Genomic DNA, 4,567 nt, shown 5'->3' with positions numbered 1-4,567 from the left:
ACCAGCGTACGGCCCACAGAATGATGTCACGCTGAAAATGCCGGCCTTTGAATGGGTTCATGTGCAGCTCCATCAGCAAAAGGGGATGATAAGTTTATCACCACCGACTATTTGCAACAGTGCCGTTTCATCAACATAACCTAATATAATTTCACCACGTGCCGCTTGCTCTCGTAATTTTTCAATCTGCTGTGTTGCTTGTTCAAATGCAATCGGATCTCTTTTTTTTCAAGCTATGACGGGTACGCTTGAAGACCATACCTGAATCACGTAAAAACTTACGAATGGTTTCAACAGACACGGACACTTCGTATTCTTCATGTAGTTTGACTCGGATTTGTTCTGCATTGAGTGGACTTGTATTGACCCAATCTAGGATTTTCGCCTGATAGTCTGAGATCAATGTATTGGGCCGACCTGAGCGATGACCTTCTTTAATCGATTCAAACTCATACAATTCCCAACGTCGGCGTTGTAGCCTTATGGTTTCTGGGATACGTTCTTGTAGAGTGGCAACTTCCGCAACACTTTTACCTTCAGAAAGCCAGAGAATAGTTTGGGCACGTTGTCTTTCACGCCAATGTTTTGCATGCTTGGCCAGAAAAATGAGTCGTTCTCGCTGTTCTAAACTAAGTGGTACAGAAACAATTCGAGGCATGTGTGAACATCTGTTAACTAAAAAAACTTTTTCGCATGATTAGTTATTTTTGTCAACTTATTCAATAAAAAAACTATAATCATTATGTTAATTTAGAGTATACCCTAAAGTTACAATCTGAAAGTTCATGAAATTATGTATCATTTAAATGATTTTTAATCATAAGTAACATGTAACTTTAGTGTTAAAGAATTATAATTTACGAAATTTTTCATTTTTATCCAATTGGGGCGTGAAAAAGTGAAAGGCCAAAAAGTAGGGTATGTCCGGGTAAGTTCTGTCGAGCAAAACACTGGACGTCAACTTGAAGGAATTGAGGTCGACCGGATTTTTGTTGACCGTGCTTCAGGTAAAAATACTGACCGACCTAAATTTCAGGAAATGTTGAACTATGTCCGGGAAGGGGACAGGGTGATTGTACATTCAATGGATCGTTTTGCGCGAAGCCTAAAAGATTTGGTCACTGAAGTAGATAAACTGGTCAAACGAGGGATCGCCATCCAGTTTGTAAAAGAAAATATTACTTTTACAGCCGAATCCACCCCGATGGATAATTTGATGCTTCAAATGATGGGTGCTTTTGCACAGTTCGAACGTGAGATCATTTTAGAGCGGCAAAAGGAAGGAATAAAACTCGCCTCTGCTCAGGGGAAGTACAAAGGTCGGGTGCATAAACTAAAGCCTGACCAAGCTGAAGCTTTACGACAAGCATGGAAGGAGGGGAAGTATCCATCGAAAATGGCATTAGGGAAAGCTTTTGGGATTAGTCGTCAGGCGGTATACCGATATTTACAAGTTAGTGAATAGCTTATTGGGATTAGCAACTAAATTTAGTTTAACTTATAAAAATCATGAAACACTGTTCGAATTTTAAGCGTGGAACGTGAAAAATCACAAAAAAAGCCCACCTTGGGGAAGGTGGGCTATCAACTAGAAACTACAGCATTGATTTCTAAGTGGAATTATAACGCATTTCGTATAAGGTGTATTATGTTAATTTTAGATAAACTATAGAATCCATTAGTTTTTAAACCAATAAATTAAATATTTTATGGAACTCCAGAATATTTATTCAGGCGATACTTAAGCAATAAGGGTAGGGTGATTACATAAAGTATTGCAGCTAATGCCCATACCATTCCAGGAGCTGATGCCTGAGTCATAAAATAGAGGCTAGTAACTAATACAGGACCAATTATAGCCCCCAGACTATTAAAACTGCTTAATAGCCCTTGTAATTCACCTTGTCTTTCATCACTAATACCTCTGGACATCATTGCTTGCAAAGCAGGAACGGCTACTCCACCAAGGGCAAACAATGGTAACAACGCAAAAGGCACCCATTCTTCAACAGCAATAGATAAAAGAAGTAAACCAATTGCATCGCAAGCTATTCCACATAACAACGTATTTTTCTCTCCAAACCTCTTTACCATAGGGGCGATAGCAAAAGCCTGTGCAATAGAATGGCATATTCCATAACTAGCAAGGGAAACACCTGCAATAAATATACTCCAGCCATAACGATCCTGCCCATAGATAACCCATAAAGTTGCGGGGACTTGTGAAACCAATGTGATAATTAAAAAGATACCAAGCAATGGAGCCATATTAGGTTGAGTGATCAAATAGGATAATTTCTTTAATATTGATTGCTCCTGAACCTTCTCAGTCATTTTATTGCTGTGTTTTGATTCTTTTAATAAGACTGCTGTCATTATTAAATTAATCCCATTCATAAAAGCAGCAGCAAAGAACGGTGCATGTAAGTTCCATTCACCCAAAACTCCACCTATTACCGGACCCGCTATAAACCCAATACCAAAGACAGCTCCAAGGAGACCAAACCTTTTTGCACGCTCATGGGCTGGAGTAATATCTGAAACATAAGCTGTTGCAACAGCCATGTTGGCACCTGTAATTCCCGCAAAAATACGACCAATATATAGCCACAATAGAGAAGGAGCAGCAGCCATTAGGAGATAATCAGCCGTTGCACCAGCAATTGAAATAATTAATACAGGTCGACGTCCAAATCGGTCACTCAACGCTCCAAGGATAGGTGCAAAAATGAACTGCATCAGAGCATACACAGCTAATAAAGCACCATAGTGAACACCGCCTGCTTCAGCTCCAGCCAATGACCGTAATAATTCAGGCAAGATCGGCATAATTAAACCAATCCCAACAGCATCCAGAAATATAGTGATTAAAATCACGCTCAATGATTTCTTCACAAATGCCTTCTCTAGCAATGATAGAATTAATATTCTCTCACACACTCCCTATCAGTGATAGATTTATGAGTAAAAAAGATATTGCACCTCAACGTCTGACACGTGAAATAGTCCTGCGTACCGCATTGGATATGTTGAATGAAGAAGGCATAGATTCAATAACCACACGCAAGCTAGCTCAACGATTGGGTATTAAATCTCCAACTCTATATTGGCATTTCAAGAATAAATCCTTGTTAATGGAAGCAATGGCGGAAACCATTATAAATGAACACCATTTAGTTTCTTTACCCATCGATGGGATGACATGGCAAGATTGGTTGCTCGCTAATTCTGTAAGCTTTCGTCGAGCACTACTAGCTTACCGTGATGGTGCTCGTCTACATGCAAGAACTAGCCCCAGTCAAGGACATTTCAACACGATTGAGGCCCAAGTTGCGCTGTTATCTCATGCTGGGTTTTCTCCTGTTGAAGCAGTTGCATTACTTATGACATTAGGAAGGTTTATTGTTGGGTGGGTCCTTGAGGAGCAGCAAGAAGAAATAAGATCAGACCCACCATTCGAAGCCGATCCAACTATATATCCACTCATGCTCCAAGGAGTGAATACCTTACAAAATATGAATGCGGATGACATTTTTGAAAATGGGATTCGTATGGTGATTATCGGTGCTGAAAGACAACTTGATATTAAAATGCAAACTTAACTCTATACTGCTTTAAGCAACTGTTCTATTTAGTAATAAAGCTTTTATCCTTAATTATTTAACATAATGGCTGTTATGCGAAACGAGATCTACCAGCTCTCGTTTTTTGTTATGGAAACTGCTAAAATTCAAATACGCCATTGACGTATAAAGAGTCCATGTTATTTATTGAAACCAGCATCTTTACCAAGCAAATTAAAGACCTTGTATCTGATGAGGAATATCGTCAACTTCAGCAAGATCTTTTGGTACAGCCTGATAGAGGTGACCTAATCAAGAATGGCGGTGGTATTCGCAAAGTACGTTGTGCTCAAGGTAACAAAGGGAAAAGTGGTGGGATACGGGTGATTTATTATTGGGTCACCGAGGATGATCAGATCTTTTTCTTAGTGGCTTATCCAAAATCAGTAAAAGATAATTTAACAGATAAGGAAACCGCCATTCTGCACCAACTCGTGAAGGAGCAATTTCATGGATAACAACTTATTTGATGACTTGGTTGCTTCAATCAAAGAAGCTGGAGCTATCAAACGTAAAGAAGTTAAAGCAAGCCGAGTTACAGAACTCGAATTGCCTGATATTAAAGAAGTACGTGAAAAAACTGGCTTGAGCCAAAATGAATTTGCTGCACGTCTACATATTAGCCCCCGTACCCTGCAAAATTGGGAACAGGGACGACGCTATCCAACTGGACCAGCAGCTACATTGATTCGAATTTTAGATGCTCACCCAAGCCTTATTTGAAAAAATTACTTAAAAAATGGGAGCTTAAGGCTCCCATTTTTATTTCGTATAAGGTGTATTATGTTAATTTTAGAAAATCTTCACTACTATTATTTTAAAATAAGCCTTATATCCAAGCATAAAACAAGGTTGTCTAGACTTCTTTTAACAGTAAAGTTATCATAAAACTGAATTTTATTTTTTAGGTAAGTTTATGCATTCTATCCGCATTCGTTAAGACA

6 protein-coding genes are annotated in these 4,567 nt (G+C 38.9%); 4 read left to right on the top strand and 2 right to left on the bottom strand.

What is annotated here, in order from left to right; all coding sequences use genetic code 11:
• Positions 1–202: 202 nt before the first annotated feature.
• A complete protein-coding gene (locus FTU03_RS15705) occupies positions 203–658 on the bottom strand; it encodes a helix-turn-helix domain-containing protein (protein ID WP_004973749.1) in 456 nt (151 codons plus the stop codon).
• Between the two features lie 240 nt (positions 659–898).
• Between FTU03_RS15705 and FTU03_RS15700 the strand changes: the two genes are divergently transcribed.
• Positions 899–1,465, top strand: coding sequence for a recombinase family protein (locus FTU03_RS15700; RefSeq protein ID WP_000678311.1), 567 nt, complete (start codon positions 899–901; stop codon positions 1,463–1,465).
• A gap of 242 nt (positions 1,466–1,707) precedes the next feature.
• Here FTU03_RS15700 and tet(39) read toward each other — a convergent pair whose 3' ends face one another.
• Entirely contained in the window at positions 1,708–2,895 is a 1,188-nt protein-coding gene (tet(39), locus tag FTU03_RS15695; protein ID WP_004856455.1) for a tetracycline efflux MFS transporter Tet(39), read from the bottom strand.
• Between the two features lie 65 nt (positions 2,896–2,960).
• Between tet(39) and FTU03_RS15690 the strand changes: the two genes are divergently transcribed.
• From FTU03_RS15690 to nadS, 3 genes are all read left to right on the top strand, one after another.
• Positions 2,961–3,602 carry a TetR/AcrR family transcriptional regulator C-terminal domain-containing protein gene (locus tag FTU03_RS15690; RefSeq protein WP_004787586.1) on the top strand — a complete coding sequence of 214 codons (642 nt, stop codon included), beginning with the start codon at positions 2,961–2,963 and terminating at the stop codon, positions 3,600–3,602.
• 158 nt (positions 3,603–3,760) lie between these two features.
• The gene (locus tag FTU03_RS15685) at positions 3,761–4,081 is read left to right on the top strand and encodes a type II toxin-antitoxin system RelE/ParE family toxin (protein WP_000897307.1); all 321 of its coding nucleotides are present in this window, start codon (positions 3,761–3,763) and stop codon (positions 4,079–4,081) included.
• Positions 4,074–4,346, top strand: coding sequence for a NadS family protein (nadS, locus tag FTU03_RS15680; RefSeq protein WP_000369781.1), 273 nt, complete (start codon positions 4,074–4,076; stop codon positions 4,344–4,346). Before FTU03_RS15685 ends, nadS begins: the two co-directional genes overlap by 8 nt.
• Positions 4,347–4,567: the final 221 nt, after the last annotated feature.

The organism is Acinetobacter sp. YH12046, from assembly GCF_013419905.1.
Lineage (GTDB): Bacteria > Pseudomonadota > Gammaproteobacteria > Pseudomonadales > Moraxellaceae > Acinetobacter.
The sequence above is the reverse complement of the archived record's forward strand: the minus strand, read 5'-3'. Positions and strand labels throughout refer to the sequence as shown.

What these genes read in the sequence shown, in the direction of transcription:
- FTU03_RS15705 (WP_004973749.1), bottom strand. Translation starts at nt 658, where the DNA reads ATGCCTCGAATTGTTTCTGTACCACTTAGTTTAGAACAGCGAGAACGA.
- FTU03_RS15690 (WP_004787586.1), top strand. Translation starts at nt 2,961, where the DNA reads ATGAGTAAAAAAGATATTGCACCTCAACGTCTGACACGTGAAATAGTC.
- FTU03_RS15685 (WP_000897307.1), top strand. Translation starts at nt 3,761, where the DNA reads ATGTTATTTATTGAAACCAGCATCTTTACCAAGCAAATTAAAGACCTT.
- nadS (WP_000369781.1), top strand. Translation starts at nt 4,074, where the DNA reads ATGGATAACAACTTATTTGATGACTTGGTTGCTTCAATCAAAGAAGCT.